This is a genomic window from Streptomyces sp. NPDC004111 (genome assembly GCF_042874215.1).
Lineage (GTDB): Bacteria > Actinomycetota > Actinomycetes > Streptomycetales > Streptomycetaceae > Streptomyces.
The window spans coordinates 1-26,385 of the sequence record NZ_JBIAMU010000031.1 but is presented as its reverse complement, the minus strand read 5'-3'; the positions used below and the strand labels follow the sequence as shown (position 1 = coordinate 26,385).

Sequence of the window (26,385 nt, the reverse complement as noted above, 5' to 3'; positions counted from 1 at the left end):
ACGGTGGCGGAAATAAGCCGGTGAGGAATAGCGAATCCGCCGACAGTGCACCCCTTCCACCTCGCCCTACAGGCTGTGACCACGGCCTTGTGACTGGCCCGACTCAATCACCTGCACAGAGCAACTGTCAATGAAACGTTGACGACTTCAACTAGTCTCACCTGCCGCCCAACGCCCCCGAAATACACACCACTTCCCCTTGTCGGGCTCCTGTAATCACCGCACCCGCAAAGGCGATCCACATCACTCCGAAAATGCTCGTCGGGCGAGGTTTCATTCACCGACTTCACGCATAAATTCAAGCACCGAACACACCGCTCACTCCGGGGAGAAGCCGTTCGACCGCTCGTACGGCAGCCGCAAGGTCGAGACCTGGGCCGCGGACAAACTCACCGCGATCCTCGCCGGACACGCGAAGCGCGCCGCCACCGAGATGTCCGCGCAGGCCGCAGCCGAACAGCTACCCACCACCCGCCGCGAGGCCGTCACCACCTGCCACCGCTACCTCACTGGCCACCTCGACCAGCTCCACTACGACACCGCACGTGCGGCCGGCCGGCCGATCGCCACCGGCGCCGTCGAGGGCGCCTGCCGCCACCTGATCGCCTACCGGCTCGACATCACCGGCGCCCACGTGGCCACCACCAAAATGACCATCCGCACCGCTCTAGCCAGAGGACTGCAGTCCAGGCTCCGACCAGGTGTCGGACAGTCGAACAACCACGACGGCTGACTCGCTGTACGGCGGCTGTTACGAGGGAATTAGGATCTGCACCCAACGCGCGGCAAACGGAGCCGAGTAATCCATGCGCGACCGCGACGAGTTCAACTTCAGTGTCGGCATCCAGTTCGGCGGCGCTCCCCTGCCCGAGGTACGCAGCGCCCTCGCCGTGCCCACGCGCGAACAGCACCGCCGCAACCGCGAAAGCAGCGCGGCATGACGCCCCGCCCCGAGGTCTTCGTCACGGTCGACGGCCCGAGCGGCGTAGGGAAATCCACCGTGCTCTCCACTCTGGAAGCCGTGCTCTGTCAACGGGGACGCGCCGTGCACCCCACCGCCGAGCCCTCCACGAGCCCGCTCGGCACCTTCACCCGGGCCCACGCCGACCACATCCGCGGCCACGCCCTGGCCTGCCTCGTCGCGGCCAACCGGTACGAACACCTGGCACACGACGTCCACCCGGCACTCGCCACCGGACACACGGTGATCTGCGACCGCTACCTGGCCTCCACCCTCGTCCTGCGACAGCTCGACAGCGTGCCCGAACCATTCCTGCTCACCGTCAACGCCGCGATCCTGATGCCCGACCTCGCCGTGATCCTCACCGCCGCACCCGCCACCATCACCGGCCGCCTGGCAACGCGCGGGCGCCGCCACCGCTTCCACCACGACCCCCTCGGGCCCGCACGCGAAGCAGCTCTCTACACGGCCGCCACGAACACCCTGGCCTCACTGAGCATCTTCAGAGTGGTCACCGATCGGGTGACGGTCGAGGCTGGATAGCAGGCGAGGCCTTCGGGCAGTGGTTCGAGATGTCTGACGTCTCAACCGCCGTGACCGGAGGCCTCGTTGGTCATCTAACCTGCCGCACGCGGCCTGCCGCATGCGCTCGTGGAGTGGGTCACGATGCCGACCGTCACCCGCGAGGGTGACCGCCGATGCACACTGCGACCCTCGCAACGCGTCGTCATCGCCCTGGTGTACCTGCGCGAGCACACCACCTGTGCCAAGCCCGCCGCGAGCTTCCGGATCAGCGAGGGCACCGCCCACGCCTCCGTGCAGTAGGTGACGGAGCTCCTCGCCGCGAGGGCACCGTCCCTGTGATCCGGGCCCTGCGCCGGGCGCGTCCCGCATACGTGTGGGTGGACGGCACCATCGCCGAGTGGGACCGGGTCGGCGGCCACGAACGGGACTACTCGGGCAATGCCCGTCGGCATGGCGTGAACATCCAGGCCGTCACGGACCCGGCGGGCGAGCTGATCTGGTACTCGCCCGCACTGCCGGGCCGAACCGTCGGCATCACCGCCGCCCGCACCCACCGCATCGTCACCTTCTGTGAACGACTTCGGATCCCCGTCCTCGCCGACAAAGTCCATGCAGGAGCCGACGGCACGTTCCAGGTGCCATTCAATCGACACCTCGGACGCACTCTCACCACCAGACAGGCAGCCGTCAACCGTACACGCGCACGGCTCCGCTTCCCCGTCGAGCGGGCCTTCGCCCTCCTCAAGGCCTGGCGGATCTTCCGCAAAGCCCGCATCAGCCCCAACCGACTCACGTCAATGACCAAAGCCGTTCTCACCCTCGAGCGGCGACGCTGAAGATCCTTATGAATCAGCTGGTCCTCAGCCCGTCGCCCCACCGCACCGAAGCGATGGAGAAGGGCTGTGTGCTCATCACACGGACCTGGTATGCCCCGATCGAGCCGCCCGGTGCGGCAAGACTGGTAGTGCCCTGATTGCCGCACCCGGCGGACTTCCACGGGCTGCGCGGTGTGGTCCTGGCTTCCACACATGCTGTCTGGTTGCTGCCAGAGGCCGCAATACTCCATTCGAAGCCGACGGCGCTAGGCCCTCCGACGGGAGGAGTGCTCCAGGAACAGCCGCTGTCCTCGGTCCAATGGCCCGGGGTCCCGGTGACAACCCTGGTGCACAGCGACTGTGCTCCAGCGGCCGTCGCCTTTGTGCTCGAGGCGGGTGCGACGGTAGAAGAAGTCAGTGTCTGCTCGGCAGTAGGCGCCGCCTGGGCGGGGGTGGCGGAGAGCAGACTGGCTGACACGAGCAATGGGCTGAGCATGGCTACGCTGAGTCGGGGGCTGATGAAGGTCATGGGAAGCTCCCTTTTTCGTGGGTTTTCTTTGCGGGAGTCGCGTGGGTGCGTTACCTCTGGTTGACCCCACGACTGACGTGTGCGATCAACACGGACTGGCGGGGTGAACCGCACGCCGTGCTGTTTCATGCACCATCGTGCTGGGGTGCCAGTCGGGCGAACAGCTCACGAACCGTTCATGTGTGACCGGTTCGGCTTTCGTATCCTGCCGCTGCGGCATATCACCTGGTCGTGCCGGTGCGGCGATTCAGGTTGGGAGCTGGACTCACCCTGGAGGCGCGTGTTGAGCGGTCGGACGGGTCGGGCTGCCGACTTCGTACCGAACGCGCCGCGGTATGACTGGAGGCGGTCTTTCTGAATACCCCGCTTCGCCTGGCGACGATCCAGACTACGAGCGCCGCCGCGATGCTCCCACCTCCGGCCACACCTGCTTCTTCCCGAGCATGACCCGCGTCCTCGTTCCGCTCCAGGGCCCGTCGTGCGGGCGCCTGCCACGGCCAGCCGTGGCTCGTGAGCAGGCGCCACACACCGGCGATCGAGACGGTGAGGTGGAAACGCCGGCCGATCACAGTTTTCACCCGGGCCGGGGTCCACCGCTGGTCCTTCCACCCAGGGGCAGCGGGACCCTTGGCCAACTCCATTGCCAGCACGAAGAACTGGGCGTCGGTGAGCCTGGGTCGGCCTGGCGAGCCTCGCGAAGTCAGTCCTTTGGTACTGCCCTCGCGCCAAGCGCGGCGCCAGCGTTCCACCGACCTTTCGGTGACCCGCAGATCCTTCGCGATCAGCGAGTTCTCATCACCGCGGGCGAACCGCTCGGCGGCCAGGCAGCGAAGCTGTTCCCCAGCCCGCCGCCGCTGGGCGATCAGGCCACCCCCTTGTGCGTACCGCATACCCATGGCGCGCCGCAGGGATCACCCGCCGTCACCCCGGCCCCACACCGAAAACGTCAGCAGGAAGCCTCCAGGACGAAGAACAGGAAGCACATGAACCTCTTCCGGGCTGCGGGATCCTCGGGGAACGCCTTCGCGGCGTCCGGAGAAGGGGCTGGTTCGCTGATGACTGAGATCCGGAATCCGGCTGCGGTGAAGGCGTCCGTCATGGCGTGCAGCGGGCGGTGCCAGTTGGTCAGGACGGCTTTCTGGCCGGCGAAGTCGCAGTCGTAGGACCACTGCACGGTCTCGAAGTAGCTTTTGTCCTGGTGAAGAAGCGTGTAGACCGTGGGGTGGTTGACGGACGCGATCAGCCGGCCGCCGGGCTTCAGGACGCGCCGCAGTTCGACCAGCGGCGCCGTCCAGTCCTCCAGGTAGTGGAGCACCAGGGGGGCGACGACGTCATCGAAGGAACTGTCGGGGAACGGCAGCGGGTCGGCCAGGTCTCCCTGGTGCAGGGCGGCATCGGGTCCGAGCCTCCTCCGGGCCAGTTTCAGCATCCCCGCGCTGGCGTCGAAGCCGGTCACGGTCGCGCCCCGGTCGCGCAGCGCCGCGAACACGGGGCCGGCCCCGCAGCCGACGTCGAGGACCCGCCGTCCGGCCACGTCCCCGGCCAGGTCCAGGATCGCGGGCCGGTTGTAGTAGGCGTTGAGGAGGCTCGTCTCGTTCTCGGCCTCGTAGGCCTCGGCGAAGCCGTCGTAGGCGTTGGCCGCGAACTCGCGTGTAGGCCCGGCAGGGCTCTCAGGTGTGGCAGGCATGCGCCTCAGCGTGGCACGGGCAGCTTCGAATCCCCCGGGCTGGGACAGAGCCGTGACAATTCGAGGGAGCTCAAGGGGGATCGTGGCCGCTGTCAACGATCCACTGAAGTGGAGGAGCCGCAGACAGCGGACTGTCTGCGGCTCCCGAGCGTGCAGTACCGATGTATCGCGCGGGCTGCTGACCTACCTGCGTGATGTCGTGATCAGCTGCTGGGTTCTGCTCTCTTCGCGCGGTGGAATCCGGTAGGACTGGAGTCGTGACTCGTCGGCAACTCACCAATGCCGAGTGGAAGTTCACTGAGTCCGCACCTGCCGATCGGTAGGTACGGCCCGTACCCGGAGCGGTTGCGGGAGCAGTCCGAGGGTGTGATCCGGCGGTTCCGCTCCAGCGGGCAGTGGGGGGAGATGCCTGCCGAGTTCGGCCCCTGGGATTTTGACTGCCGGGGAGGCCGGGGACGGTCCGCAGTTCATCCCTGTGCTCGCGAAGGCGGGAGTCCGTCTGCCGGTCGGCCGTCCCCGCACGACGCCCGGACAGCTACCTCGCCGGCGACCACCTCGCCGATGTCGCCGACGCGGCCGAACGCGGCATCCACGGGATCTGCTCCACCGAACAACCCCCCTGGCCCTTCCTCACCCACATCAACCTGACAATCCATCCCAAGAAACTATAGAACTAACGAAAACTCATTAGGTGTGGAATGTGGTGGTTGCCTCCAGGGCCGCCCGGCCAGCCGCGACCCGGTTCACCCGCGCGTGCTCGTCGGCGTAGCCGAAGGAGATACCCACAAGCAGTTTCCCCTCGTCCACGCCGAGTTGATCACGGATGGTGCCGGCGTAGAAGCTGAGCAGGCCCTGCGGGCAGCTGGCCACGCCGTAGCCGGTCATGGCCAGCAGCAGCGTCTGCAGGTAAGCACCGACGTCGGCGGCCAGGCGCGGCCCGCCGTCGCCGGTAACGAACAGGAACGCGGCATGAGGCGCCCCGTAGAAGCCCAGACTTTCCGCGTCGTAGGCCGCGCGAGCCGGGTGGTCATCGGGGCCGATGCCCAGCGCTCCGTACAGGCTGGAGCCGAAGGCGGCCCGCCGTTCCTGGTGGATGGGGGCGTACATGCCCTCGGAGTACGGGTAGTCGGCCGTGACGCGTCGTTCGGCGTGGGCCGTTCGCAGGGCGTCGGCCAGACGGTCTCGCCGTGCGCCACCGACCACCTCGACCCGCCACGGCTGCGCGTTGGAATTGGACGGCGCAGTGCCGGCCAGGGAGAACACCTCGCGCAGAGTCTCCTCGGGCACCGGATCGGGACGGAATGCTCGGGTCGCACGGCGCCCGCGGATCAGCTGCTCGGCGTACTCCGACGTTCGCCTCCCGCCCAGCTGTATCGCGCCCGGCTGTGTCCCGCCGACGGGCGCCTCGCTTTCGCGTGTCCGGGTGAAGACCGGTCCGCTCATGGAACTCTCCTCAGAATCGCCAAAGTAAACGCAATCGTTTACCTAGATTGGCACTATAGCCAGCAACTCCCTTCGAAGTAAACGAGAACGTATACTTACGTCATGACCACGACGACGGTGTCTCGACGGCCGGGGCGCGGAGGGCGGGAGCGCATCCTGGCCGCTGCGGCCGGACTGTTCGCGGCCCAGGGGATCAACGCGACCGGCATGGAGCAGATCGCGGAGCGGGCGCCGGTGTCCAAGCGCACCCTCTACGCGCACTTCAGGACCAAGGACGAGCTGGTCCTCGCCCATCTCAAGGACCTCTCCTCGACGGGACGTACCCTGGAGGGCGTGCTGGCACGCGAGGACATCCCTGCCAAGGAGCGAATCCTCGCACTGTTCGACCCGCCGCCGACCGGCACGGATCCGGTGCGCGGATGCCCGTTCATCGACGCCGCCGCGGAGTTCCCCGACCCCCAGAACGCGGTCCACTCCTACGCGCGCGAACAGAAACTGCTGATGGTGCGGTTGGTGACCGATCTGGTAGCGGAACTGGGCTGCCGCGAGCCCGCCGTCCTCGCCGAGCAACTCGCGACCCTCGCGGACGGCGCCGCCAGCCGCGCCATGGTGCTGGGCGAGTCGAACTACGGCCGGCACGCACGGACAGCGGCGCAGACCCTCCTGGAAAACGCGCTGCCGGCCACGATCTGACGGGTCCCACTGGGTTGCTCGGTATGCCTAGAGCCTGATGCAAAGATCCCGCCGCTCGTCCGAGAGGAAGGCGGGACTTTCACAACAGCCCTAACCAACCCCCGCCGCTTTCCCCCAGCACAGGGCAACGGCTCACCGCGACATCCTTCCCGCTGGGGCACCCCGTCACATGACGTTGGCGCAACTCGCAGGTGCTCCCGCCCCCCTCCCGGCAAGGTGCTTCCAGGGCGTTGACCGTTCCCTCCGCCGGCTTCCGCTCGTTGACGCTCAGGCCATGCCCGGGATGGACACGCCCTCGGTACTGGCGGGCTCGCCCATTCAACTGCCGCCAGTTCCGCCTGGGGCCCAGCCTGCTGGTGACCGTGCGTGGTCGTCGGAGTAGCGACTCCAGTCTTCTCCGACCTCGGATGCGAGGCGGGTCGCGATGACGTCGTGGTAGCCGAGGGCGTCGACGACGGCGGGGCGGGCATCTCCAGGACCCACTGTGGCGGGTCGCTCCGGTCCGGGCGGCGGCTGTGGGGACGCCGAGGTCGTTGAGCCGACCGGAGCAGGCAGCCGTTCTTCAGCGTGGCGTCGGCGAGGGCGAGCCAGGCCGACATCGACACCGCGGGCTCAACGAGTCACCCCGACAGGTCGCGACACCTGGCTGCGGCACTAACCTGCGGTGGTGACCGGAACCGAGCTGGATGAGTTGATCGTTGCCGACGGCGCGGCTCTGCGCGCGTGGCTGCTGGACAACCACACCGCCTCTCCTGGCGTGTGGCTCGCCCTGACCAGGAAGGGCGGCACCGTCACCACACTGACCTGGCAGCAGGCGGTCGACGAGGCACTGTGCTTCGGCTGGATCGACGGGCAGGCCCGCAAGCGCGACGAGGAGAGCTCCTGGCGGCGGCTCACCCCGCGCCGGCCCCGCAGCGTCTGGTCCCAGCGCAACGTCGCCAACGTGGCCCGGTTGGAGGCGGCCGGCCTGATGCAGCCCGCCGGCCGCGCCGCGGTCGACGCCGCGAAGGCCGACGGGCGGTGGACGGCCGCCTATGCGCCGTCATCGGAAGCGGAGGTGCCGGCCGACCTGCGCGCCGCAATCGCCGCCGACCCAGCGGCGCAGGCGATGTTCGAGGTACTCACCAAGACCAACCGCTTCGCCCTCATCAGCCGGGTCAATGCCGTCAAGCGGGCCGAGACGCGAACCCGGAAGATCGCCGAGTACGTGGCGATGCTGGTCCGGCACGAGACGATCCACCCGCAGAAGGCCAGGCCGGCGGACCCGCCGGCGTCGTGACCGGGCTCCTGCCGGAACGGACAGACCCAGCCTATTGAGCGGAACTGTTGGGGAACTGTTCTCGAAGCCCTGCCTCGTCCGCTTCAAGACGGGTGAAGGTCTCCGCTGATGCGCGGCCGGCCGTACCGTTCGACGAGGGCGTTGCCGATCGAGGCCAGGTGGTCTCGGACCCCCGGAGGGCCGGTCACCTCGACCCATTCGACCAGCCCGGAGAGCTCGCCGGCGAGGATGTACTCATTGGGGCCGCGGATCACGACCTCGATGCGGCCATCGGTCGTGGAACCTCCCACGTCGAGCCGGTCGCCGAGCGCCATCCGGAGTACGCCTATCCCGTCGGGTGTGCATACCACCTGGACTCCAGACAACCGCGGCGGTCCTCAGCCGCCCCCGAGCACCACCACCACGCTGATTGACCAGGCAAAGGGCTCTGAATAGCAGATTCCCAAGGACGATCTCGCCCAAAGGAGAAGGTGGTCGCACCGCCGAAAACAGGTGCGACCACCTTGGATTCCCCTACACCCAGGCTGTCGCGGTCCCTGAGCAGCGGGCACTACCCGAGTATCGGTCCACCGTGCAGACCTGGAGAGTGATCTTGTCGCCGGAGCGCCACGTCGTAGGAACCCTGACGTCCTTGCGGTTGTTGTAGTCCGGGAGCCCGTCGTGGGTGTAGACCCGGGGGTCGTTCCGCGTCACGTTCGTGACCCGCAGACGCACGTAGTCATTCTCGATCCAGGAGTTGTCCCACATCGACAACGTGTCGTTCGAACTCTCGTAACGCCCGCCCGCCAGATTCCCCGGACTCCGTACATCCGTGGCCTTGGCCTGCGCCGACGACACCGAGACGACTGTGAACACAGCCGCCGCCACCAACACACCCACCGCATGGAACTTACGCACGTCGCTTCCTCTCGTTGAGATCACGGACGCAACAGATCCTCACTACGCACCCCACAAGGTGAAAGGCGAAAAAGTGTCCCGGACATGTCCGGGACACGCCCGGGACGTTCGCGGCCCTCACGGCGGCCGTGCCCCCTCTCGCACTCCGGCGAGCCGCGCGTATCGAGCAGCCCCGAACCGCGGGCTGACGCGCTTCTCCGCAAGCCGCAACAGCCCGCCGCACGCGAACAAGCACGATACGGATCGTGCATGGGCGGTGATTGAGCCGTTGCTTCCGGTGCCGAATGGCAGGTCGGGGCGGTGACGTGATCACCGGCAGTCGATCAGTGGAATCTTGTGGAAGCTACGCACAACTGCGCCGTGGCGTGATCTGCCAGAGCGGTTCGGGCCGTGGAAGACCTGTCACGAACGGCCGGCCCGGTGAAGTGCGGACGGCACCTTCTTCGACAGCAGCGGTCTGACGACGTGCCCGGCGCGTGACCGTATGTCACTGGCGCACAGGAGCATGATTGCCTCCACGAAATTCGCGCCGGGACCCGCTGTCGACCGCCCGAGCCGGTCCCGGCCCAGCCACGGCAGCTGTCACGCACGTGGGGCTGGTGGCGGCTGTGCGGGAGCACTGCGGCTGAGATGCACTTCCGGCAGGACGGCCAGTGCTCCACCGTCCACCGGCAGGCAGACACCGTTGACGTACGAGGACGAGGGTCCGGCAAGGAACGCGACCACCTCGGCGATCTCCTGGGGGGAGCACAGGCGCTCCAGCGGGTAGGCCGCCCGGATCCGTTCCCGTTCCTCGGGGTCCCGCCAGCGGTGAGCGTTGCGCTGAACAGCGACGAAGCCCGGCTCGACCACGTTGGTACGCATCCCCAGGTGCCCCCATTCGGTGGCCGCGGCACGGGCCAGTGCCCCCAGGCCCGCCTTGGCCACGGCGTACGGAGCGAAGCCGGGAGCGGCGGCGTGGGCGTGCACCGAACCGATCAGGACGACGGAAGCGGGCCGGCCGGCGGGATGGCGGCGGACGAGTGCGCTGGCCGCCTGCCACGCCGACACGAGCCCGACGTCGAAGACCCGGTGCCAGTGTTCAGGCGCCAGGTCCCCCAGTGGGGCGCGGTGTTCGCTGAGCAGTGCGTGCACGAGGATCGAGGGCGGCTCGGGTCCGGCGTCCAGGGCGCGGGCGAGCAGGTCGTCGTCGGTGGCGTCGCCGTGGAACGCGGCACTCACGCCGGGCAGATGATGTACGGCCGGATCCTGGTCGACGGCGATGACGGTGGTGCCGTCGGCGAGCAGCCTGGCGACCACGGCCCGGCCGATCCCGCCCGCGGCACCGAGAATGACTGCGGTGGTCACGGTGGTCACCTTCCTTTCGCACGGGGGTTGTTGGTTGAGGAAGTCCGCGCCCCGCGGGCTCCCGTTGCGACAGGGCCTGGGGACCTGCGGGGTCCGACTCGTCTATTCACGGCCGATATTGATTTCTTCGAGTTCCTTGCCGGTGGTTGCGAGGAAGGGGGAGGCTGCGACGACGGCTGCGGCGAGCAGGTAGGCGGAGGCGTAGAAGGCGATGGCATGCAACCCGAATCGCTCCAGGAGGTGCGGTGCGAGGACCACGTTCAGCGCAATCATGAGACGGGTGACCGCCTGCGCGATCCCGCTGCCGATGCCGCGCAGATGCGTCGGGAACGCCTCGGACGACCACACCCAGGAAAGTACGCCGGGTCCGAACCAGGTGAGCAGGGAGTACAGGACGAAGAAGGCCAGCAGAAGTCCCGAGGCCCTTGGGCCGAGGAAGGCGATGCCCAGACCCGCGAGGAAGACGCCGACGCAGGTCCAGATGCCCAAAGTCCTGCGGTTGATACGGTCGATCACCTGCGCACCCGCGACCACGGCGCACAGGCCCGCCGCGAATCCGGCCAGCGAGAACCACAGCGAGTACTGTGCTCCGACACCGCTGGCCTCCATGACGAGCGGACCGGCGATGGTGGCGACCGCACCGCCGAAGGCCTGGATCGCGAAGAACCCGGTGACCGCGGCGAGGCGCAACCCCGACCGGGCGGTGAACAGTTCACGCAGCTGCCGCTTCGTCCCGAGGGACCCGGCAGACGTGGCCGGCTCCTCGATGCCCAGGATCGTGAACACCCTGCGCGCCTCCTCGTGGCGCCCCTGCGCCCGCAACCAGCGCGGTGACTCCGGCAGGAATTGACGGGCGATCAGTACACCGAGTGCGGGGACCGCGGCGAGCCCGAACAGCCAGCGCCAGGTGTTCTCCCCTGTCACGTCGCGCAGCGCGAGGGCGACGAGCACACTGGTGATCGCACCGCTGAGCCACATCACATTGGGGAGCGAGCCCGCGATCCGGCCCCGCCTCGCCCGTGGCGCGATCTCCGTGAGGAAGGCGTGCGAGGTCGGGATGTCCATCCCTACGGCGACGCCGATGAAGAACCGGGCCAGCATCAACTGCCAGACCTCGGTCACGAACGCGGCGGCGAGCGAGGCGACGACGAAGAAGACCAGGTTGATGACGAAGATGACCTTCCGGCCGAACCGGTCGGACAGGTCACCGAAGACGACGAGGCCCACGGCGGCACCGATGAACGCGATGGCACCGAGCCAGCCCACCTCGGTGGGCGTCAGGTCGAAGGCGGGTTTGAGGAAGAGCAGCGCCGAGCCCATGACGAGCAGGTCGTAGCCGTCAATGAACTCGCCGAACGCGACCAGCCGTGGCGTCCAGCGCTTGGTGAACCGTGCTCGCGCAGGGCTGATACACCCAGTGCCTGCAGCGGTAGTCGGAAGAGGAACAGCGGCCATGTAGGAGTCGGGTCCCTTCAGGAAGGTGGACGGCGAGGAACACAACACTGGTGCGCCAGTGAGGGCAGTGGTAGATGCCCTTTACACGTTGCCTGCTACTCGCCTATGCCTGGCCGGAACAGACCAGTCCTCATACGGCCCGCTGACGCACATCACGACCTGCGTCACCACACCAGCAGCGCTGCCTGCCGGCGGGGTACACCGTCGGGCGAGCCCGATTCCAAGCTAGCGTTCGAAGCCCCGGCCAAGACCTCTTCCGAGTCCGCAGGCGTAGCGCCGCGCAACGCCGGCGCGGCACCCGCCGTACCGTCCAGGAACCCTGGCCGGTGCACCACCGTGCGTTCACCGGGAGCAGACCTGGCACCCGGCCGGAAAGCATGAGAATCCCTGCCGGGTGCCCGGTTGGCCTCAGGGCAGACCGCCGCCCGGGGGCGAGGGGCGGCCTGGGCAGTGTCCTGGCGATCACGAATGGGGCCAGACGATGAGTGCGACTGCGGTGACGGTGCCCAGGTAGACGTAGCCGCGCTTGTCGAACCTGGTCGCAACCGCGCGGAAGGCCTTCAGCTTGTTGATCGCCCGTTCGACGGTGTTGCACTTCTTGTGGCGGCCCTTGTCGAACCCGGGCGGCCAACCCCCGGCCCTGCCGCGTCGGACCCGGTTGGCGGCCTGGTCGGCTTCCTCCGGGATGACGTGTCGGATTTCGCGTCTGCGCAGGCAACGGCAGGTTCGGCGGTTGCTGTAGCCCTTGTCCGCACTGACGCTGTCCGGCCTTGTGCGAGCTCTGCCACAGGTCAGCCTCGGCACGCGGATCTTGTCCATGACCGGCTCGAACTGGGTGCAGTCGGCGCACTGCCCGGGTGTGATGGCCAGCGAGAGCCCGGCAGCGGCCGTCCGCAATTGGGGGGATTTTGGTGGTGAACCCGCCGCGCGAACGGCCGAGCGCCTCACTTCCCGCACCACCTCCGCCAGGCGGTCGATCAGTTCCGCCCGGATCCGAGCGGCTCTGACCGTCTGCGCGGATCCCGGCACGACATCAGCCTCGGATGCCGTCGACGAGAATCGACGCCTCGTAGCGGACCGCCAACTTGTCGTACCCGGTGACGACGGCGCGGTGCCTGTAGCGGCGGCTACTCCCCCACTATCGTCCTGCCGTGCGCGACGCCGGTAGGCGGCCGTACCCTGTCGAAACCCAGCGGGCGGGGGCAGGCCAGGAGGGCTCCTACGGGCAGGCTCCTTGCCCAATTGACGTCGATCATGGCGGGATACATCGTGGGCGGATGACTGCCAGAACTTCAGCAACCGGGACCGTGACCGAGAAGACCGAGGCGCTGGAAAGGGCGTACGCGCTCGGCCCGTTGCTGCGTTCCCACGCACTCCGCTGCGAGACCGAGCGGCGGCTCATCGAGCCCGTCGTAACGGCGCTGACCGAGGCAGGCATGTTCAAGCTCTGGCTGCCCGCCCGCTTCGGCGGCACACAGGCCGGGGCGCGCACGCTCGTCGAGGTGTTGGCCGCGCTCGCCGAGGGCGACGGCTCAGCGGCCTGGCTGACCTCCCACATGGCCGCCGGCACCTGGATGGCAGGGCGGTTCCCCGAGCCTGTGCGCAGCGAGATCCTGGCACACCCGGACGTCAGGATCACCGGCGTCCTCTCTCCGAGCGCCCGGGCCCGGCCGGTCCCCGGCGGGTGGCGGGTCACCGGACGCTGGCCCTACAACTCCGGAGGCTCGCTGTCCACGCACGTCATGCTCGGCTGCCTGTTCACCGACGAGGCCGGCCGGACCACCGGCCAGGCGCTGTGCGCGATCTCCGCAGGCGACCTCACGTTCGAGGACACCTGGCACGTGCTGGGCATGCGGGCCACCGCGAGCAGCACCGCGACGGCCACAGATCTGTTCCTTCCCGCGGGCCGGGTGGTTGCCATGCAGGAGCTGTTCGGACCGCTCGACCAGGACGCCGGGGCGCCGGTGGCGTCCGTCCTGCTGCTGGCCCTCCTCGCCCCGCAGCTCGGCATGGGCCGCGCCGCGCTGGCCCACGTTATGGCCCAGGCATCCGACAAACCTGTCGTCGGCACGTACTACGCCACGCAAGCAGAGTCCGTGGCCTTCCAGGTGGCCGAGGCCGCCGTGAAGATCGAGACCGCGGAAGCCCTTGCCCTGCGGGTGGCCGACAGCCTCGATGCGGCGGACGCGAACGGCACCAGCCCCACCCTCGCGGACCGGGCCCGCGCCCGCGCGCTGGTCAGCCGCGCCATCACGGAAGTCGTGGACGCCGTCACGCTCCTGGCCACCGCACATGGAGCCGGCGGCTTCGCCGACTCCAGCCCCTTCCAGCGAATCTGGCGCGACGTGAACATGGCAGCACGGCACATGAACGCCTCCCCCGCAGTCGCCAACGAGACGTACGGAAAGTCCTTGCTCGGCCGCCCCGAACAGGTCGCCCGCATCGTCTGACGCGCCGACGGCTGCTTCTCCGGTGCCGACTGCGGGCCGCTCGGCAAGGACAAGGCCGAGTGGCTCGCCGCGCTGAGCGGTCCCGGGGGCCTCACACCGCACCCTGGCGACCTGGTTCCCGCGCCTCCCCCGGGTGGCATGACGGGCGGCAAGGCCCGGCACGGCATCAGCCCTGCATACACCCGACTGCGCAGCCCTGCCTTGGCCTTCGGTGGTTCAGGGACACGGAGGCCGGTAAGGGACGCCCGGTACGTAGCGGTTCCAGTGGGAGGTGTCGGCGGTGCTGGTCGTCGTGGTGCACAAGCGGGTCTTGAGGCGGCCCGGGTCGGTTTCCCAGAGGCGGACCGTGTTGTCCCAGCCACCGGTGACCAGGGTGTGGCCGTCCGGGGCAAAGGCCACGCCGAGCAGGGGTGCGGTGTGGCCGGTCAGTGGCTGGCCCACGGCGGTGCGGCGGTCCGGGTCCCAGAGCCGGACGGTGGTGTCGGCGCCGCCGCTGACGAGCGTCCGGCCGTCGGGGCTGAAGGCGAGCGCTGAGACGAGGCTGCGGTGACCGCGCAGTTCGGCTCGTTTGCTGAGGCCACGGGTCGGGTCCGTACTGTCCCAGAGCCGGATGACCCCGTCCTGGCTGCCGGTGGCCAGGGTGCGGCCGTCGGGGCTGAACGTCAGCACGCTGGCCCCGCCACCCTCGCCGATCGGCAGCGACGGCAGCGGAATGGGGTGGTCCGGGTCGGTGAGGTCCCACAGCAGGAGGAACAGGCCCGAGGTCCGGTTGTTGACTCCGAGGGTCGCCCCGGCGAAGTAGCGGCCGTTGGGGCTGTACGCCCCTAGATGTATGCCGGTTGTCCCCTCGGGCCCGGCGAGCGCGTCTCCCCGCTGCACGGGATCCGCCGGATCCGTGAGGTCCCACAGGGTCGTCACGGGGTCGGTGTACGGGTCCTCGATGTTGAGCAGGGTCCGGCCGTCGGGGCTGAAGGCGATCCTGACGAAGTCGCCGGTCAGCGGTTCCCCGTGCCGGGTGGGGTGTGCGGGGTCCTGGACGTCCCACAGGTGGAGCGTGCCGTCGGCGTCGGTCGCGGCGAGGGTGCGCCCGGCCGGGCCGAAGAGCGCAACGTTGATCCGTCGGGCGAGCGGGGGCCCCACGGCCCGGGGTGCCGCAGGGTCAGTGGTGTCGTACAGCTGGAGAACGCCGTCGAACCCGACGGCGGCCAGCACCTTGCCGTCGGCACTCAGTGTCGGGTCGCCGTGGCCGTTGAGCACCGTCGCCGGCAGCGCCCAGAGTCGCAGCGAGCCGTCGGTGCCGCCGCTGACGAGGGTGCGGCCGTCGGGTGCGAAGGCCAGGCTGAACACACCGCCGACGTGTCCGGTCAGGGGCGCGCTGCGGGCGGTACGGCGTTCGCGGTACTGGTCGGCGATGGTCCAGAGGTAGATGGCGGCTTCGGTCCCGCTGACCGCGAGGGTACGGCCGTCCGGGCTGAAGGCGAGGGAGCCCAAGGCGCTCTGCCCGTAGAGGGGCTGGCCCTTCTGTTTCACCCGGGCGGGGTCCTTGACGTCCCACAGTCGTACGGTCGCGTCGAAGCCGGCGCTGGCCAGCGTCCTCCCATCGGGGCTGAACAGCACGGTGTTGACCGCTCCCGTGTGGCCGGTCAGCGGCCGCCCGACGGGGGTCAGTCCGGCGGGACCTGCAACGTTCCACAGCCGTACAGTCTCGTCGGCGGAGCCGTCCGCAGACATGCCGGTGGTGGCCAGGAGCTGTCCGTCCGGGCTGAAGTCGAGTGTGTTGACGGTCCCCCGGCCGTCCACCGGAGACCCCACCGGCCGTGGCGCGGCGCGGTCGGTGACGTCCCACATCCGCATGGTGCGGTCGGCGCCCGAGGCCATGGTGACCAGCCGCGTGCCGTCCGGGCTGAACTTCATGCCGGCCAGGCCCCGGTGACCGCCCAGCGGTGGCCCCCACTGCCGTGGCAGCGCGGGCTGCGCCAGGTCGAGGAGAACCACGTTTCCGTCCCGGCGGCCCGCGGCGAGAGTGCGCCCGTCCGGGTGGAAAGCGACGTCCACGTACGCGCCCTGGAGCGGCCGGCCCAGTGGCCGGGGAGGGGCGGCGCCCGACAGTTGCCACAGCCGCAGCCCGGCCGAGCCACCCGTGCTCGCCATGAGGCGCCCGTCCGGACTGAGGTCGAGCCCGCTGACGGGGCCGCCGTTCTGCGCGGTCGACGCGGAAACGGGCAGGTTCTGGTCGGTGATCAGCCGGCTGCGCAGTGCTTCGGTCGGGTCCATGCGGTACGCGGCAAGGTCGAGCTGGGTCGCGAACGCGCCGTTCAGGGAACGTACTTGATCAGCGGTGGCGGAGATCTGATGGAACACCGCGCGGTCCCGCTGCCGTTCGGCCGTGGCGCTCTGCTGGAGGGCGAGCACGGCGGCGCAGGAGGCCACGACGGCCAGCGCGACGAGCGTGGCGCCGACTGCGCGGCGGATGCGTGCCGCACGGTTCGACCGGCGGACCGACGCGGCAAGGAAAGCCGTCGCCCGGGTGGTCGCACCGGGGGGCGGAGCCGAGGCGACGGCCGTCCGGGCTGCTTCGAGCCGGGTGCCCCGGTAGAGGAGCGAAGTGTCCTGCCCGGCCTCCCATCCGGCGGCGCTCTCTTCGAGCCGCTGGCGCACCAGGTTGCCCGACCGGTCCTGGTCCACCCACTCCCACAGCCTCGGCCAGGCGCGGATCAGCACCTCGTGGGTGAGGGTGACGGTGGGACCGTCCCGTGTGACGAGCCGGGCCCGGGTGAAGGATTCCAGCACTTCGGCGACGGCGCTCTGCCGGAGGGCCGTCTCGTTTCCCGCCGCCGCGAGCAGGCTCGCGTGATCGCGTGGCGTACGGGTGTCCCTCGTGCCCTCGCCGACCTTGACCAGTTGCAGGAACACCCAGGGCGCGGCGCGTGCGGCGCTCTCGTCGAGTCCCGCGAAGACGTGCTCGGCTGTGGTGGCCACGGCTCGCCGGATGCCGCCGGTCGCCCGGTAACCGGCAACGGTCAGGACATGGCCGTGGCGCTGCTGCCAGGTGATGCGCAGTGCGTGCGCGAGGAGCGGCAGCAGCCCGGCTTCCCGCGGCTTCCGGTGCCCCTCGGGCCCGGCGGGGCCCTCCTCACCCAGCTCTCCCAACAAGATCTCCACCAGGCCGGGTTCGACCTCAAGTCCGGTGTCGTACGCGGGGAACAGGATCACCGCGCGCAGTTCCTCGTCCGACAGCGGGCCGAGGAGCAGCGGGCCGCGCGGCCACGCGTCGCGCAGCTGCGGGTGGTCGGCGCAGGCGGGAACGAAGTCGGCCCGCAGCCCGTACACGACCAGCGCGGGAGCGGGCCCGTCGGCGGACGGCGCGGCGAGGCGGTCCAGGACCTCGACGAAAGCGCGCCGCTCGGCGGGGTCGGTGCAGAGGGTGAACAGCTCCTCCAACTGATCGACCACCAGAACGATGCGTATGGGCTCCACGGGCTCCACGGGCTGCGTCCCGTGCGGGGCGTCCCGCTGTTGCACGTACCGCTGTTGTACATACCGCCGTAGTGCGTCCCGCAGCGGTGCGGCGGCGATCGCCGGGCTCGTCACCAGTGTTCGCGCCTCCGCAACGTCGCCCCCGAGCACCGGGGCGAGGGCGTCGGACAGTGCCCGGAGGGGACGGTCCGTGGGGGTCAGTACGGCCACCGGCCAGTGCGCCGATCCGCCCGCGGGAAGGGCTCCACGCGCAATACCGGGCAACAGGCCCGCCGTGAGCAGGGAGGACTTTCCGGCACCCGAGGGCGCCACGACCATCAGCGGTCCGCCGGTCTCCAGCCGTCCGGCGAGTTGCTCGAGCAGCAGGGCGGTCGCAGCCTCCCGGCCGTGGAACCACTGGTGCTCGGCAGCCGTGAAGGCGCGCAGCCCGGGGTACGGACAGAGCGACGCGGTGTCCTTCGATTCGGCCCGCCGGGCGGTCCGTCCGCCGTCCGCGTAGTGCAGGTGCAGATCGCGCTCGGCGATGTGCTGGTCCCGGGCGGCGAGGTAGGCCCGTGCGTCGCCCGACACCTGGGCGCGCAGGGAGACTTCGGGATCGCCGCGGGCGGAGTCCGGGGTGGTGGCGGGCCCAGGTGCGGGTCCGCGATCAGGGTCGCCCCCGTGCGACGGTGGGTCCGTCGACGCTGGGTGCTCGGCCTCCCCGCTCACCCGCCACCGCCCGACAGGTCGCGGTGCGCGCGACCCGTTCGTGCTGTTCGTGATGAGGGCTTCACGGTGCACCCCTTCCCCGCCGCCGGGAGCCGTCGTACGCCAGTGAGAGACCTCTGACGCAGTCGTACGATGTCACCGCTCGTTGATGTGCTGGTCCCGTCCCGCTTGGTAGATCCGGCCGTGACCGGTGGCGTGGCCCTTCAGCACGATCGACCCGATCCGCTCCTGCTCGCCGACGGGCAGCGGCGGGGTCAGCTCCTCGTCGAGCAGCCGCTGCAACTCCGCCACCAGGGAGGGGTTTTCACGCAGCAGCCGGTGGAGTCGGAGCTGCCAGTCCGCGACGAGCACCCCTTCGCCGTCCGCGTCCTGCGCGCGCCTGGCCGCGAGGACCTGGGTACGGGCTCGGACGAGGTCGGTGTCGACGTCCTCGGCCTGCTCGGGGCGAACGCGCCGCCACAGCGCGACGGTGGCTCTGCGGGCCTGCTGCCAGGCTTCGGTGGCCATCGCTCCCACCAGCGCGGTGCCCGCCGCAATCACCATGGGATCCATCGCCGCGTCCATCGCCGCACCTCCAGAAGGCGCTGCCACTTGTCCAGTCCGAGGAGACGACAGTACGCGCACCAGCACAAACTGGCACAGTCAACTACCCATATTTTCCAGCAGGTTTCGCAATTCATGGCAATGAGCGTGCCGGGCTGCCCGGCTGTCCCCTGTCCCCGCCGTCCCACAAGCCAGTCGGCCTGGCAGAGTTCCCAGCGGCCCGTAACCGAAGCCGACAGAGCGAAGGGCTGTAGGAGTTGTCCTCAAACGTCACGCCCACATCCACCTCGCCTGCTGCCCACCGACACAACACTGGACGAGCTGATCCGCATCGCGGGCAGCCGGTGGGCCGTCGAGGAATGCCTCACTGATAGTCGGTCAGAGGGCCGTATCCGGTGGTCGTGGGAACGGACTTGTGGTGGCCGGCACTCGCGTACGGTGCTTGGGTGTTCAATCGGCTTGAGATCAGCGTATTGCCACCGGGCCCCCGATGGGCTGCCCGCTTGTCTTTCCGGATCGATGGCGAGGAAGTGGTGGCAGCCTCGATCGGAGAGGGAGGCCGCGGCCCGTTTACCGAGGAGGCATTGCCGGCCGATGGCCAGGGCCCCCTCTGGGCAACCGACGAGGGACGACGTGTAGTGCTGGGTGAGCCCGAGTGTACGGGCGGATGCTGTGGCTACCTGTCCGTGTTCGTGCAACGTCACGGCGAGACTGTGGAGTGGTCCGACTGGCAGGTGCCCGTTGATGAGGCGCGCCCTGCGGTCTTTCACTTCGACGCCGATCAGTACGACGCCGAACTGACCCGCGCGCTGGCTGCGTTCACCTCCTGACTCCGCCGCGTGGGTGGTTCCCTGCGCGGCGGTCCGGGCGGGAATGATCACGTGGCTGGACGTGTACGGGTTCGTGAGATCGATGACAACGAGGGCCGACGGCTGCTGCGGATCATCCACCGCCGCTCCCCCGCCCACCACCCCGCACCGATGCCCCGGGCGCTCCTTGCGCGCCTGCTCCCTTCTCCTCTCCCGGACTCATCCGGGGCGCACGCCCCGGCCGGTGGAATGTCGATCTCGGTCTGTCCGTTTCCTCCCGGGTGCGCCGTGTGCCGCGTACGCTGGGCGCAGGCTTACGTCGTTCGCGGGAGGCACTTGTGGCAGCACCCCATCGGCCCACCTACCCGCCGAGGACCGAGCCCCCGCCCAAGCGCCCCCTTCCTCCCCCGGACCCGCCGCCGAAGAAGACCGCGGAATCGTGGATGCAGACCCGGATCGCAGACCGGCGCAGCCGCAACTGGCCCGTGGAATCCCGTCCGTGGACTCCGGGGAAGGCCGGCGGGCTCGTCGTGGATGCGCTGAACGGCTGGGGCTACCGTTTCGACACCGACACGGTCAACGCGGTCGTCCGGCTGCTGGTGACGGCGGCCGTGGACGACGGCGGGGACCACCTGAGCGTGCACCTCGCCGACCACCACGACCACGCCATGGTCCTCGTACTCAGCAGCGGCCCGCACACCGAACGCCCGGGTGACCGGGACCTGTTGGCCGCTGTCGCCCGGCAGGGTGCGGCAGACTGCGGGGTGGAAAGTGCCGAGGACGGCCGCCGCCGCTGGGCACTGATCAACCTCGTTCCCCCGCTGCCGACTGCCCGCGCGCTGCCCGACCGCAGCCCCGCACCCGTCTGACCGATCCCACGGCCTTCGTCTCGATCGGTGCGCCTTGGCCAGAGCACACGATCAGACGAAGGCCGCCCCAGCGTCCGACGAACGCCCAGCTGAGCGGCATAGTTCGAGGCCCGTTTCGGCCCGATGTCCCGACAGCAGAGGCTGCGCGGTCGCACGTGAAAACGGGGCTGGCGCGGGGGTCCTTACTGTCGCCTCATGACGATCCTGATTATCGGTGGCAGCGGCCTCCTCGGCACTGAGCTGATCCGCCAGGCGGCAGCGGCCGAGCACACGACAGCCGCGACCTTCGTGACCAGGCCCGGCAGCATCGCGCAGGTCGCGTGGCACGCCCTCGATCTGCGGCACCCCGAGCAGCTCGAAGCAGTCGTAGCTGAGGTTGCCCCGCGTCTCATCATCAACGCGACGAGCGGAGGCCCGGATTGGGCGGTCACGGCCGAAGGCCCGATCCGTGTGGCGATGGCTGCGGTGCGGCACGGGTGCCGTCTCGTCCATGTCTCCAGCGACGCGGTGTTCTCCGGTACCCGCGTCCATTACGACGAGTCCTGCCTCCCCGACCCTGTCACCCCTTACGGCGCGGCGAAGGCAGCAGCAGAGACGGGAGTCCGCCTCGTGGCTTCGGATGCCGTCATCGCTCGCACTTCACTGATCATCGGTGACCTTCGGTCCCCGCATGTGCAGCTGGTCCACGACCTCTCGGCCGGCACCCGCAACGGCGTCCTGTTCACCGATGACATCCGCTGTCCTGTGCACGTCACCGACCTGGCCGCAGCTCTGCTGGAACTCGCTCTCGGCGAGTCGAACGGCGTTCACCATCTCGCAGGAGCCGACGCCGTGAGCCGTCACGAGCTCGGAATCCTCATCGCCGAGCGTGACGGGCTCGACGCCTCGCGGCTTCCTGTGGGTCTACGGGCCGACACCTTGCTCCCAGGGGCACTCGATGTCCGCCTCAACAGCCGCACCACCCAGCACAGACTGCACACCACGTTGCGCGGCGCCCGCCAGTTCCTCTCCCGGCGTGCTTGAGGACCGCCTCAAAGCGACGCAGTCGGCCACGATCACCGTTCAATGACCGTAGTCGCGCTCCGGGGCATCTGCGGCAGCGTCCTGCAGCTAGAACTGAACCCTCTCGGCTACTTCCGCATCGCCAGCTGGCCGGGAACCTGCGGGCTGTCGAGGAGCGGGACAACCTGCGCGGACGGAGCGCGGACACCACGGCTGGGGCGGGGACTCGCTCAGTACTGCGCTGACTAGCGCGAGGGTGCGGCGGCGAGTTGACCAGTGTGCAGGGCGGTGCTCACGCGGAGTGCTCCCTGCGTGCGGACTTGCGACGTCAAGGAACAAGCTCAGTAGCGGACTGCCAACGGCCTGCTGGCGAGGGTACGAGGGGTAGCCGCGCCAGCCCACCATCCGTCGTTCATGTGGCCCGTCGCGCCCTGAGCACAAGGGCGGGCGGCCTCATTCGGCGGGGATGTCGGCGTAGGCCGGCAGCTGCCAGTCGCCGCCGCGGTCCTCCCTGGAGAACCGTGCGACCAGGGCCGGGATGCGGAAGAAGCAGGCCAGCGCGGTGGCGTTCTGGAAGGCGCTGATGGCGTGCTTGTTCGTGGGCATCCCCACGCGCAGGATGCGGGGGTTGACCTCGCCCTGGATCTCGTCGACGAAGGGCCGCAGGACGCGGTCGTAGTTCGCCAGCGCGGTCGGCAGGTCCCCCGCGTGCCGGTTGATCTCTCCGGCCAGGACGTACGCGCCGACCAGTCCGCCGGAGATTCCCATGCCGCTGTAGGGGGATGCGCAGTGCGCCGCGTCACCGGCCAGGACCACCCGGCCCTGGGACCAGCTGTCGATACGCACCTGGGCGACCTCCTGGGAGTAGAAGAACGGACTGTCCCTCATGCCCTCGATAAACCGGTCGGTCTGCCATCCGGCGTCCCTGAACTTCCCCGCCCAAAACGTCTGCTGCTGCTCGACGGGAGCGCGGTGGATCGCGGATGCTTCCGCCGACTCCTCACGCATCACGAAGTACACCTGCGTCTCGTTCGTGTTGTGGCTGCGCCGCATGATCTGCCGACCGCCCGGGACCATGTAGGTGTCGCGGATGTTGGTGTCGGAGGCGATGCGCGGCACGAACCAGTAGGCCATGTGGATGCCCACGCGCCAGTACGGGTCGAAGCCCTCCGGCAGCAGCGCCCGCCGGATGCGTGAGCCCTGCCCGTCGGCGCCGATCAGCAGGTCGTACTCACCGGAGGTCCCGTCCGAGAAGTGCGCGGTGACCCGGTCTGCGTCCTGGTCGAAGCCGCCGACGCTCTTGCCGAAGACGTACTCGGTGTCGTTCGTGGTCGCCTCGTGCAGGATGCGGACCAGGTCGCCGCGCATGATCTCGTACTCGGAGGTCAGGGTCTGACGTCCCTTGCCGGAGGTGTTCGCCATGATCGTCGCCTTCGGCTTGCCGCGGGAGTCGACGAAGGCAACGCCCGCCTCGTCCACCAACTGGCTGCGCACGGTCTCCAGCAGGCCCATGCGCTCGACTGCCTCAATGCCCTGCCCGCGCAGGTCGACCTGCGCGCCCGAGGCGCGCAGCGCCGGGAAGCGCTCGACCACCGTCACCCGGTGCCCGCCACGGGTGAGCCAGAAGGCCAGCGCCTGCCCGGCGACGCCACCACCGGCGACGAGGATCCGCAGTGCACGCTTCGCGATCTTGGTTGCCACACCGACCCTCCAAAATCTATCGGTGATTGATTCCTTTCACAGTCTTCTATCAGCGATAGATTGTCAACGTGACCAAGATGAACCGTGCGACCGTCGTCACCGAGGCGCTGACTCTGCTGGACGAGGTGGGCCTGGAAACAGTGAGCACCCGGCGGCTGGCCAAGCGCCTCGGCGTCGAGCAGCCGTCGCTCTACTACCACTTCAAAACCAAGAAGGACCTCCTTGCCGCCATGGCGGAGGTGGCCATGACCCCCCACGCCGACGCGCCGCTGCCCTCCCCCGAGGACGACTGGCGCGACTGGTTCCTGCAGAACGCACGCAGCTTCCGCCACACGCTGCTGATACGCCGTGACGGCGCCCGCCTGCACGCCGGGAGCACGCCGACCGGTGACCTCGACCGGATCCGCCGCAAGATCGCTTTCCTGGTGGCCTCCGGCGTGCCCGAGCGGGATGCGCAGATGGCGATGCTGGCCGTCAGCCGCTTCACCGTCGGCTGCGTGCTGGAGGAGCAGGCGGATGCGGATGCGGATGCGGATGCGGATGCGCCGAACGCCGAGGATCTGCCGGACGACATCCCCGCCCTCGATCACAAGGAAGCGTTCGAGGCGGGCCTCGCGCTTATCCTCGGCGGCCTCGACCAGCGCAGCACGGCTTCCGACCGTGCCCCGGATACTCCGTCGCCCGCCTGACCACTCGCAGGCCGGGAGGTATCAGGTAGGCGCCCGCCGAGGGCGGCGGTCACCGGCCGGCCGCCCCAGACAGCCCCGCAGTCCTCACAGCGCAGCCGCGCCCGGCAGCCAGACCACGCGGCGGCCGGTAGTCGCCGCCGAACTGACCGATGAGCAGGGCCACCGTCAGCGGGGCTGCGAATGCGCCGGTAGGACGCCCCAGGGCAGCCCTTCACCGGCAGCGGCCTGGACGAGCCGAGGCTTCATCTGGCGCGACTATCGAGACCTGGCTGTCCGCGCCCGGAACCACCTCAGGGGCCCGATCGTGCTGGATCCGGGACATCGTCCGCCCCACTTGGCGGTCGGCATGAAGGAATTCATCGAGGCGAACGCCGAACCGAGGCCATCTGGGCGCTGGCCCAGCGCGACCTGGGCAACCTGGCCGCCGCTGACCTCGGCGAGATCACCAGGGCCGTAGAACGTCGACTCTAGAAGATCCAGTACCGCCCCAACCTCGTCGACAGTTGCATCGCAACCACTGGCCGGAGCCTGGACGCCTCCTCGCACCGGGAGCCAGTCCCGGATCACACGTCCCAGCCGCCATAGTTGCCCATCTCCACGTCATCGCAGAACGTCTCCCAGAACCCGTTCTCCACGAGAGCGGTTCCGTCGATGCCGGTGACGAGAACGCGCAGTTCGTGCGCCACTTTCCCGTCTCTCCTCTCGTCGCCCTCCACATGGAACGGGAAGCGTGCGATCACGGCCGCTACACACCGGTTGAAGGAGGCGAGGTCTCCGTTCACGTGACCGGCAGTCGTCGACGCGACACTGGAAATCTGCACCACGTGACCACTGGCCACATCGACTGCAATGCGCCCGAACAGGCCAGTCGTCGCGATGACGACCAGCCCCCGTTCACCCATGTCTCCGAAATACACCGGCTCACTCAGCGGCCGGTACTCGTATCCGATCAACCCACCTGGGATGCCCGTTTCCCTGAGATCGACAGCAATCCTGGTGGACACCTCGGCTGGCACCTCGACGGCGATCAGGACGAACTCAGGCTTCGGCAATGGCGGCAGGGGCTGGATCACAGGTGGATCCTCTCCCGTTGGACTGCCTGGCAGCAGCCACAGGCCACGTGTGGGGCACCTCTTACGGAGCGGCGCGTCCCGGCATCAGCTCTTCAAGTTCCCTAGCGAAGAAGGTGGTTCGTCAGTGGTGGACCAGCAACACCGTGACTCAGTTGACACCAGACACGTCCAGGAGGGGACTCCCCGGCCGGGGTCCCCATCTCTCGCGATGACGTCAGGTACGTCGGTCAGCGCGAAGGTTGTCAGTGCGGTGCGCTTCACTGTCTGTCATGGAACTCACGCAAACGACCATCAATGACCTGATGGCCCAACTCGGTTCGACGGGCGGCTATTTGTACCTTCCCAGCGACTTGGAACCGCAGGATCTGACTGACCTGCTCGCCAGCACGTACGGCACCCCGCGCACCCTGGTCCTCGACGGTTTCACCGATCCGACAGTCGATGAGTCCAGGGGCGCGGCTCTCCTCGCCCCTTTCGAGGACCGGGCCGTGAAGATACGGGCGTGGGCATTCGGGGACCAATGGATCGGCGCAGGAACAGCGCGGGACGCGGAGGGGGCTGAGCGACCGGTGCTGGTGATCGCTCGCAGGGAGGTGCCCGAACCCTTGCAGCCCGTTCCCGACTGCTCCCCGGACAAGGTCGTCGACTGGATGCAGCAGCTCATACAGGTTACGGGGTGGACCCACCCCGCCCAGCGGCCGGGTCTGGACTGGGCAGAGGTGGAGTCACGCCTGGGCACCGCACTGCCGAGCGACTACAAGCGCATGGTCGAGACATTCGGCGAGGGCGCCTTCGACGCCTTCCTGGACCTGATCCAGGAGCCGTGGACCAATCTCGAAGAGGACGGGCTGCTCATCTGGGCGGGCACGGAACACGAGGACCTGTACTGCTGGAGGACTGAAGGCCAAGACCCCGACCGTTGGCCCGTCGTGGTCCGGTCCTTCGACGGCGAGGACGTCCCCTTCGACTGCCAGGCCGCGGAGTTCGTCTGCCGCATCCTCATCGACCCGCACCACCCGTTCACGATGGCCCACTACTTCGACACCCACTGGTTCATGAACTACCAGGACGGCTGAACCCCGCCGCCGTCCACAGCACACTGACTCCTCTTCGGCGCACCTGTGGGACCACGGAAACAACGACATCAGCTCCGCACACCCGTGCCTGTGGTGGGCGCCAGCGCCCTCCCAGCTGAATTGCGGGCCGACCAGACACGGGCGCTGGGCCTGGATCGCCGAGAACCTTCACCACCCGGTGCCTGGCGGCCCCGACGGCGAATACACCTGGCCAGATTTCGACCGGCAGATGAGCAAGAGCGGTCAATGATGGTGCACCCCGGGGCCTTGACCCCGAATCCTGAACACGGGTTATGCGGCTGGTGCCAGCGTAGTTGGTGTGCGGTGGAGGGCGTTCTCGAAGGCGATCGGTGATCG

General features: G+C 68.9%; 21 protein-coding genes and 5 pseudogenes. 14 read left to right on the top strand and 12 right to left on the bottom strand.

Features of this window, described 5'->3' with window-relative positions; genetic code table 11:
* Positions 1-352 precede the first annotated feature (352 nt).
* The 4 genes and pseudogenes from ACFYVL_RS40725 to ACFYVL_RS40710 all read left to right on the top strand — a co-directional run.
* Positions 353-631 (top strand): annotated as a pseudogene (locus ACFYVL_RS40725) (ISKra4 family transposase); the annotation flags it as partial.
* Between the two features lie 175 nt (positions 632-806).
* Positions 807-941, top strand: a complete 135-nt coding sequence (locus ACFYVL_RS40720) for a hypothetical protein (protein WP_389254425.1) — start codon at positions 807-809, stop codon at positions 939-941.
* A complete protein-coding gene (locus ACFYVL_RS40715) occupies positions 938-1,504 on the top strand; it encodes a dTMP kinase (protein WP_389254423.1) in 567 nt (188 codons plus the stop codon). Before ACFYVL_RS40720 ends, ACFYVL_RS40715 begins: the two co-directional genes overlap by 4 nt.
* A gap of 123 nt (positions 1,505-1,627) precedes the next feature.
* Positions 1,628-2,322 (top strand): annotated as a pseudogene (locus ACFYVL_RS40710) (transposase family protein).
* 729 nt (positions 2,323-3,051) lie between these two features.
* Here ACFYVL_RS40710 and ACFYVL_RS40705 read toward each other — a convergent pair.
* Positions 3,052-3,720 (bottom strand): winged helix-turn-helix domain-containing protein, encoded by a 669-nt coding sequence (locus tag ACFYVL_RS40705; RefSeq protein ID WP_389254421.1) that lies wholly within the window; start codon positions 3,718-3,720, stop codon positions 3,052-3,054.
* A gap of 56 nt (positions 3,721-3,776) precedes the next feature.
* Complete coding sequence (locus ACFYVL_RS40700) at positions 3,777-4,517, bottom strand: class I SAM-dependent methyltransferase (protein WP_389254419.1); 741 nt, start codon at positions 4,515-4,517, stop codon at positions 3,777-3,779.
* Between the two features lie 257 nt (positions 4,518-4,774).
* On the opposite strand from ACFYVL_RS40700, the pseudogene ACFYVL_RS40695 reads away from it, so the two are divergent.
* Positions 4,775-4,946: pseudogene (locus ACFYVL_RS40695) on the top strand (transposase); the annotation flags it as partial.
* A 258-nt stretch (positions 4,947-5,204) separates the two neighbouring features.
* On the opposite strand, the gene ACFYVL_RS40690 reads toward ACFYVL_RS40695, so the two are convergent.
* Positions 5,205-5,960: a nitroreductase family protein gene (locus ACFYVL_RS40690; RefSeq protein WP_389254417.1), complete on the bottom strand. Its 756-nt coding sequence runs from the start codon at positions 5,958-5,960 to the stop codon at positions 5,205-5,207.
* Positions 5,961-6,062: 102 nt separating this feature from the next.
* Here ACFYVL_RS40690 and ACFYVL_RS40685 point away from each other — a divergent pair, with 102 nt between their 5' ends.
* Entirely contained in the window at positions 6,063-6,653 is a 591-nt protein-coding gene (locus ACFYVL_RS40685; RefSeq protein WP_389254414.1) for a TetR/AcrR family transcriptional regulator, read from the top strand.
* Between the two features lie 664 nt (positions 6,654-7,317).
* On the top strand, positions 7,318-7,932 hold the full coding sequence (locus ACFYVL_RS40680) for a YdeI family protein (protein ID WP_389254411.1): 615 nt from the start codon (positions 7,318-7,320) through the stop codon (positions 7,930-7,932).
* 83 nt (positions 7,933-8,015) lie between these two features.
* On the opposite strand, the pseudogene ACFYVL_RS40675 reads toward ACFYVL_RS40680, so the two are convergent.
* Both ACFYVL_RS40675 and ACFYVL_RS40670 read right to left on the bottom strand, forming a co-directional pair.
* Positions 8,016-8,288 (bottom strand): annotated as a pseudogene (locus ACFYVL_RS40675) (WYL domain-containing protein); the annotation flags it as partial.
* Between the two features lie 157 nt (positions 8,289-8,445).
* The gene (locus ACFYVL_RS40670; RefSeq protein WP_389254533.1) at positions 8,446-8,829 is read right to left on the bottom strand and encodes a hypothetical protein; all 384 of its coding nucleotides are present in this window, start codon (positions 8,827-8,829) and stop codon (positions 8,446-8,448) included.
* Between the two features lie 184 nt (positions 8,830-9,013).
* Here ACFYVL_RS40670 and ACFYVL_RS40665 point away from each other — a divergent pair.
* Positions 9,014-9,250: pseudogene (locus tag ACFYVL_RS40665) on the top strand (transposase); the annotation flags it as partial.
* A gap of 161 nt (positions 9,251-9,411) precedes the next feature.
* Here ACFYVL_RS40665 and ACFYVL_RS40660 read toward each other — a convergent pair.
* The 3 genes from ACFYVL_RS40660 to ACFYVL_RS40650 all read right to left on the bottom strand — a co-directional run bounded on the left by ACFYVL_RS40660 (position 9,412) and on the right by ACFYVL_RS40650 (position 12,660).
* Entirely contained in the window at positions 9,412-10,176 is a 765-nt protein-coding gene (locus ACFYVL_RS40660) for an SDR family NAD(P)-dependent oxidoreductase (protein ID WP_389254409.1), read from the bottom strand.
* Between the two features lie 102 nt (positions 10,177-10,278).
* A complete protein-coding gene (locus ACFYVL_RS40655) occupies positions 10,279-11,631 on the bottom strand; it encodes an MFS transporter (protein ID WP_389254407.1) in 1,353 nt (450 codons plus the stop codon).
* Between the two features lie 462 nt (positions 11,632-12,093).
* On the bottom strand, positions 12,094-12,660 hold the full coding sequence (locus ACFYVL_RS40650) for a transposase (protein ID WP_389254405.1): 567 nt from the start codon (positions 12,658-12,660) through the stop codon (positions 12,094-12,096).
* Between the two features lie 248 nt (positions 12,661-12,908).
* Here ACFYVL_RS40650 and ACFYVL_RS40645 point away from each other — a divergent pair, with 248 nt between their 5' ends.
* Complete coding sequence (locus tag ACFYVL_RS40645) at positions 12,909-14,081, top strand: acyl-CoA dehydrogenase family protein (protein WP_389254403.1); 1,173 nt, start codon at positions 12,909-12,911, stop codon at positions 14,079-14,081.
* A gap of 216 nt (positions 14,082-14,297) precedes the next feature.
* Here ACFYVL_RS40645 and ACFYVL_RS40640 read toward each other — a convergent pair whose 3' ends face one another.
* Both ACFYVL_RS40640 and ACFYVL_RS40635 read right to left on the bottom strand, forming a co-directional pair.
* Complete coding sequence (locus tag ACFYVL_RS40640; protein ID WP_389254401.1) at positions 14,298-18,128, bottom strand: hypothetical protein; 3,831 nt, start codon at positions 18,126-18,128, stop codon at positions 14,298-14,300.
* Between the two features lie 273 nt (positions 18,129-18,401).
* Positions 18,402-18,830, bottom strand: coding sequence for a hypothetical protein (locus ACFYVL_RS40635; RefSeq protein ID WP_389254399.1), 429 nt, complete (start codon positions 18,828-18,830; stop codon positions 18,402-18,404).
* Positions 18,831-19,255: 425 nt separating this feature from the next.
* Between ACFYVL_RS40635 and ACFYVL_RS40630 the strand changes: the two genes are divergently transcribed.
* The 3 genes from ACFYVL_RS40630 (at position 19,256) to ACFYVL_RS40620 (ending at position 21,510) form a co-directional block, all read left to right on the top strand.
* Positions 19,256-19,639, top strand: coding sequence for a hypothetical protein (locus tag ACFYVL_RS40630; protein ID WP_389254397.1), 384 nt, complete (start codon positions 19,256-19,258; stop codon positions 19,637-19,639).
* Between the two features lie 317 nt (positions 19,640-19,956).
* On the top strand, positions 19,957-20,487 hold the full coding sequence (locus tag ACFYVL_RS40625; protein ID WP_389254395.1) for a hypothetical protein: 531 nt from the start codon (positions 19,957-19,959) through the stop codon (positions 20,485-20,487).
* A 195-nt stretch (positions 20,488-20,682) separates the two neighbouring features.
* The gene (locus ACFYVL_RS40620) at positions 20,683-21,510 is read left to right on the top strand and encodes an SDR family oxidoreductase (RefSeq protein ID WP_389254393.1); all 828 of its coding nucleotides are present in this window, start codon (positions 20,683-20,685) and stop codon (positions 21,508-21,510) included.
* Positions 21,511-21,942: 432 nt separating this feature from the next.
* Here ACFYVL_RS40620 and ACFYVL_RS40615 read toward each other — a convergent pair whose 3' ends face one another.
* Entirely contained in the window at positions 21,943-23,190 is a 1,248-nt protein-coding gene (locus ACFYVL_RS40615) for an FAD-dependent monooxygenase (RefSeq protein WP_389254391.1), read from the bottom strand.
* 77 nt (positions 23,191-23,267) lie between these two features.
* Here ACFYVL_RS40615 and ACFYVL_RS40610 point away from each other — a divergent pair, with 77 nt between their 5' ends.
* Positions 23,268-23,879, top strand: a complete 612-nt coding sequence (locus tag ACFYVL_RS40610; RefSeq protein ID WP_389254525.1) for a TetR/AcrR family transcriptional regulator C-terminal domain-containing protein — start codon at positions 23,268-23,270, stop codon at positions 23,877-23,879.
* A 563-nt stretch (positions 23,880-24,442) separates the two neighbouring features.
* Here ACFYVL_RS40610 and ACFYVL_RS40605 read toward each other — a convergent pair.
* Positions 24,443-24,952, bottom strand: a complete 510-nt coding sequence (locus ACFYVL_RS40605; RefSeq protein ID WP_389254390.1) for an SUKH-4 family immunity protein — start codon at positions 24,950-24,952, stop codon at positions 24,443-24,445.
* A 269-nt stretch (positions 24,953-25,221) separates the two neighbouring features.
* Here ACFYVL_RS40605 and ACFYVL_RS40600 point away from each other — a divergent pair, with 269 nt between their 5' ends.
* The gene (locus ACFYVL_RS40600) at positions 25,222-26,028 is read left to right on the top strand and encodes an SMI1/KNR4 family protein (protein ID WP_389254389.1); all 807 of its coding nucleotides are present in this window, start codon (positions 25,222-25,224) and stop codon (positions 26,026-26,028) included.
* The last annotated feature ends 357 nt before the right edge of the window (positions 26,029-26,385 follow it).

Bases quoted from the DNA above. Each gene is read 5' to 3' on its own strand.
- ACFYVL_RS40645 (WP_389254403.1), top strand. From the start codon at position 12,909: ATGACTGCCAGAACTTCAGCAACCGGGACCGTGACCGAGAAGACCGAG.
- ACFYVL_RS40690 (WP_389254417.1), bottom strand. From the start codon at position 5,960: ATGAGCGGACCGGTCTTCACCCGGACACGCGAAAGCGAGGCGCCCGTC.
- ACFYVL_RS40715 (WP_389254423.1), top strand. From the start codon at position 938: ATGACGCCCCGCCCCGAGGTCTTCGTCACGGTCGACGGCCCGAGCGGC.
- ACFYVL_RS40620 (WP_389254393.1), top strand. From the start codon at position 20,683: ATGACGATCCTGATTATCGGTGGCAGCGGCCTCCTCGGCACTGAGCTG.
- ACFYVL_RS40685 (WP_389254414.1), top strand. From the start codon at position 6,063: ATGACCACGACGACGGTGTCTCGACGGCCGGGGCGCGGAGGGCGGGAG.
- ACFYVL_RS40600 (WP_389254389.1), top strand. From the start codon at position 25,222: ATGGAACTCACGCAAACGACCATCAATGACCTGATGGCCCAACTCGGT.
- ACFYVL_RS40610 (WP_389254525.1), top strand. From the start codon at position 23,268: ATGAACCGTGCGACCGTCGTCACCGAGGCGCTGACTCTGCTGGACGAG.
- ACFYVL_RS40700 (WP_389254419.1), bottom strand. From the start codon at position 4,517: ATGCCTGCCACACCTGAGAGCCCTGCCGGGCCTACACGCGAGTTCGCG.
- ACFYVL_RS40655 (WP_389254407.1), bottom strand. From the start codon at position 11,631: ATGGCCGCTGTTCCTCTTCCGACTACCGCTGCAGGCACTGGGTGTATC.
- ACFYVL_RS40720 (WP_389254425.1), top strand. From the start codon at position 807: ATGCGCGACCGCGACGAGTTCAACTTCAGTGTCGGCATCCAGTTCGGC.
- ACFYVL_RS40705 (WP_389254421.1), bottom strand. From the start codon at position 3,720: ATGCGGTACGCACAAGGGGGTGGCCTGATCGCCCAGCGGCGGCGGGCT.
- ACFYVL_RS40635 (WP_389254399.1), bottom strand. From the start codon at position 18,830: ATGGACGCGGCGATGGATCCCATGGTGATTGCGGCGGGCACCGCGCTG.